Here is a 4,168-nt window from a genome sequence, read left to right as displayed (position 1 = left end):
GGTGGGGAGATGGGGAGATGGGGAGATGGGGAGATGGGGAGATGGGGAGATGGGGAGAGTGTGGGAAGTGTGGGGAGATGGGGAGATGGGGAGGGTGGGGAGTGTGGGGAGTGTGGGGAGATAGGGAGATGGGGAGGGTGGGGAGTGTGGGGAGATGGGGAGATGGGGAGATGGGGAGTGGAGGGAGTTATAGCGTTTTCATAGCTATGAGGTACACAGGATTTTTTTCCTGTTCCCTCTTTTCCCCTCCTGGGAGGGGTTAGGGGTGGGTTCCTATTCCCGATTCCCGATTCCCGATTCCCGATTCCCGATTCCCGATTCCCGATTCCCTATTCCCTATTCCCTACTCCCTACTCCCTATTCCCTACTCCCTATTCCCTATTCCCTACTCCCTACTCCCTACTCCCTTCACTCAACCCCTAAAAGACTGACCAGTAAAGCTTTTTGGGCATGTAAACGGTTTTCGGCCTGGTCCCAAACACGCGATCGCGAGCCTTCGATTACCTCGTCTGTAATTTCTTCGCCCCGGTGAGCGGGTAAACAGTGGAGTACAATTACTGATGGGTCAGCATGGTCTAACAACTGTTGATTAACTTGATAAGGCTGAAAAATTGGAATTCGCTCCTCAGCTGAGGCTTCTTGACCCATACTTGCCCAAACATCAGTATAAATTATGTGAGCTTCCTTGGCAGCAGCTACTGGGTCATCGGTAACCATTACTTCTGTGCGGCTAGCTGCGGTTTTCAGGGCAAGCTCACAAATAGCACTATCAGGTTGATAAGCTGGTGGTGTGGCGACTCTGACATTCATTCCCATTAGAGCGCAGCCCAACATTAGTGAATGAGCGACATTATTACCGTCGCCAACATAAGTCAATGTCAAACCAGCTAGTGTTCCAAAGCATTCCTGAATCGTTAACAAATCGGCTAAAGTCTGACAGGGATGCTCCCAATCGGTCAAAGCATTAATAATTGGAATCTGGGCATATTCCGCAAAGGTTTCCAACTGTTTTTGTTCAAAGGTACGAATTGCTAGAATATCCAAGTAGCGGTCTAACACTCGCGCTGTATCTACTACCGGTTCTCCACGACCAACTTGGGTGACATTGGGATTTAAGTCAATCACCTGACCGCCTATTTGGTACATAGCTACGGAAAAACTGACCCGTGTTCGTGTGGAAGCCTTATAAAACAATAATCCCAAAACCTTATTGCACCTAGGATTCCACTGAGCGTTTTTTAACTTAGTGGCTTTATCCAATAGTTCCTGAATGTCACTAGCACTGAGGTCTGTTAAACCTAAAAAATCGCGTCCTTTTAACGTATTCATGTTCTATATTCAATGAGTAAAATAGTTTACCATAGCCACAGTGCTACACACAATTGCCCATCAAACAAAGTGTACTATTTTACTGGAATGAGCACCTTATAGCTCCCCAGTTTTTGTTAAGATGCACCCTCTTAAGACGCTATCCTATTTATCTTAAATTATCATAGCTAGTCTCCCAAAAAAGACTAAAAAACTAGTTAGTCTTTTCTAGGAAAACAACCTTGAATCTTGGCTAGAGTTATTCACTCTACCACAAAATTTCGCAAGAACATAATCCTAGTCTATTTAATCTACCCCTAAATGTCATCAAAAATTGACAAATCGTTATTAAATAATACAGCAGCACTAGGGAGTCGGGAGTCGGGAGTCGGGAGCGGTGCGACCCGTGGCGAATTTAATTACGGGTCAAGCGCAAGCCCTGGGAGTAGGGAGTCGGGAGTAGCGCTATAGTATATACATTTGAGATGTGAACAAATAATGAAATGCTTTAGGGAAAATAAAACTTCCAATCACTAACATTAGTAAGGAATACAGCGTTTTTTGTATTAGAACAAATTACAATCTAGTTTTACAAATCATTTGGAAACGCTATATGTTCAGATTCGCAAAAGGTAAACCACAAACTAGACTAAAATGGCTGCTGCTGAATCTAGGATTGTTGCTCACCCCAGTGATGATTTCTCCACCAGTTGAGGCAGCAGAGAAAATCTATATTTCCTATGGTCCAATTGAGTTTTCTCTACCGATCGCAGCTCTAGAAGTTTATGCGACAGTGGGCAAAGTTGAGCCATCCTTAGCCTTCTATGCGGGGTATGTAAAGCCAGAAGAATTCAAACAACTGCGGCAGGTCTTAATTACTCCCATTGATGTCACACCAGTAGCGATCGCTCAATTCCTCTACTCACCTCAAGGAGAAATAATTCTACAACGGGTAGGTGAAGTCATACAAACCAAAGCTCGTCAACCCGGTTTCTATGCCATTCGAGCTGCTTTAATCAAAGCCGCTTTTCAGCCAGAAGGGTTGACGATTTTGAATGTGTTGCGGGAATTTCCGACTTACGGGATTCGGATTAACTCACAACGGGGTTTTGAAATTATTGATGACTTATCGAAGCTGATTCAGCAAACCCAGATCGCCATTTCAGCAGTGGAACAGGCATCGGATCAGGAAGCGGCAGCCCAGACAGAGCGAGGTTTATCCGATTTCTCCCTAGACTTACGGCAACCAGGTTCAGTAAGTTATACTAAGCAAAGCATTACCTTCGATGACCTGGGCCCTCGGCGAGAGTTTCCCGTTGACTTGTATTTGCCAGATTCCCCAAGGGAAGGGTTAGCACCAGTGATTGTTATTTCCCACGGACTGGGTTCAGAACGGAAGACATTTGAGTACTTAGCCCGTCACCTGGCATCCCATGGATTTGCTGTGGCTGTACCGGAACATCCAGGCAGTAATGCGGATCAAATACAGGCTTTGTTAACTGGTCTTGCCAAAGAGGCAGCTCCACCATCAGAATTTATTAACCGCCCTCTGGATATTAAGTTTTTACTGGATGAACTAGAAAGTTCCTTTAAAGGGCAGTTAAATTTGCAACAGGTGGGAGTATTGGGTCAGTCCTTTGGGGGTTACACATCCTTAGCTCTTGCTGGAGCCGAGATCAATTTTGAGCAATTGCAACAGGATTGCGCTCCCTTAAATCAGGATACCTTGAATATATCCCTACTACTTCAGTGTCGTGCCTTTGACTTGCCACCACAGGACTATCAGTTATCGGATCAACGGATTAAAGGTGCGATCGCAATTAATCCAATTACTAGCACAGTCTTAGGAAAATCCCAACTTAGCCCAATTCAAGTGCCCCTGATGGTAGTCGCTGGTAGTGATGATACCATAGCGCCAGCGTTACCAGAACAGATTCAACCCTTTACTTGGCTGACAACTCTACAGAAGTATCTAGTATTGCTTAGGAGAGGAACCCACTTTTCCACCCTCGCCCCATCACCCGATGATGTCCCCTTACCTGAGGCAGTGCTTGGTCCTGACCCAACTATTGCTCAGGAGTATATGAAAGCATTGAGTTTAGCATTTTTCCAAACCTATATTGCTGGTAAATCAGAGTACCAAGCTTATCTGAGTGCTGCCTATGCTCAATCCCTTAGTAAAGAGCTGATGCCCTTGAGTTTGGTGACAATTCTTGAGCCTTTGGTACGGTAAAAAGCAGGGTTGTGAGGTAAGAAGTCAGAAGTCAGAATTCAGAATTCAGAAGTCAGAAGTCAGAAGTCATAAGTCATAAGTCAGAAGTCAAAATATTGCTCGTTCTAGCTGTTGAACTTGTTTTGCCTGTTCTGATTCTGCCGGAGCCTCTTTCAATGACGTAATTTCTGTAGTTAGCTCCTTGAACTGGGTATAAAAGAAATATCCTGTCCAAGCTCCTGCTCCTGCTACCATCAAGATTAAAATCATCCAAATAGCGGTGAAACGACCCATTTTTTTCTGTAGCTCTTTTGTTTCTTGCTCCTGTTTCTTCTTATCGGACATGGCAGTCATTTTAAATTCCACCAATGCTTCGGCGACTTCTTCGATATGTTGCTCTTGGAGATTAGCAAGAGGATTGACTGGGGTCACAACAGGAAGGGCTGTGTTGGTAAGAGGTTTGTTGTCTATAGCAAAATTATTGATCGTGCTTGTTTTACTTAGATGATTGTTGTTAGTCATGGCCTTGATTTGAAACTGTTGAGTGTTGAGTGTTTATAGCAAAGAGAACAGTGAGTAGGGAGTAGGGAGTAGGGAGTAGGAAAATTATGATCAAAAATGGGCACAATTAATTTAGTAATACTCTAA

The 4,168-nt window shown here is 44.4% G+C and carries 4 protein-coding genes; 2 read left to right on the top strand and 2 right to left on the bottom strand.

The genetic code is table 11. The features are described from left to right. Positions 1-33 precede the first annotated feature (33 nt). The gene (locus F6K51_RS35460) at positions 34-204 is read left to right on the top strand and encodes a hypothetical protein (protein ID WP_293030388.1); all 171 of its coding nucleotides are present in this window, start codon (positions 34-36) and stop codon (positions 202-204) included. A gap of 204 nt (positions 205-408) precedes the next feature. Here F6K51_RS35460 and argF read toward each other — a convergent pair whose 3' ends face one another. Further along, positions 409-1,329: an ornithine carbamoyltransferase gene (argF, locus tag F6K51_RS35455; RefSeq protein ID WP_293030385.1), complete on the bottom strand. Its 921-nt coding sequence runs from the start codon at positions 1,327-1,329 to the stop codon at positions 409-411. Between the two features lie 592 nt (positions 1,330-1,921). On the opposite strand from argF, the gene F6K51_RS35450 reads away from it, so the two are divergent. Continuing rightward, positions 1,922-3,541, top strand: a complete 1,620-nt coding sequence (locus tag F6K51_RS35450) for an alpha/beta hydrolase (protein WP_293030383.1) — start codon at positions 1,922-1,924, stop codon at positions 3,539-3,541. An 87-nt stretch (positions 3,542-3,628) separates the two neighbouring features. Here F6K51_RS35450 and F6K51_RS35445 read toward each other — a convergent pair whose 3' ends face one another. Next, positions 3,629-4,042 carry a hypothetical protein gene (locus F6K51_RS35445; RefSeq protein ID WP_293030381.1) on the bottom strand — a complete coding sequence of 138 codons (414 nt, stop codon included), beginning with the start codon at positions 4,040-4,042 and terminating at the stop codon, positions 3,629-3,631. Positions 4,043-4,168 lie beyond the last annotated feature (126 nt).

Source organism: Moorena sp. SIO3I8 (assembly GCF_010692325.1).
Lineage (GTDB): Bacteria > Cyanobacteriota > Cyanobacteriia > Cyanobacteriales > Coleofasciculaceae > Moorena.
This window is presented reverse-complemented; position numbering and strand designations above follow the sequence as displayed.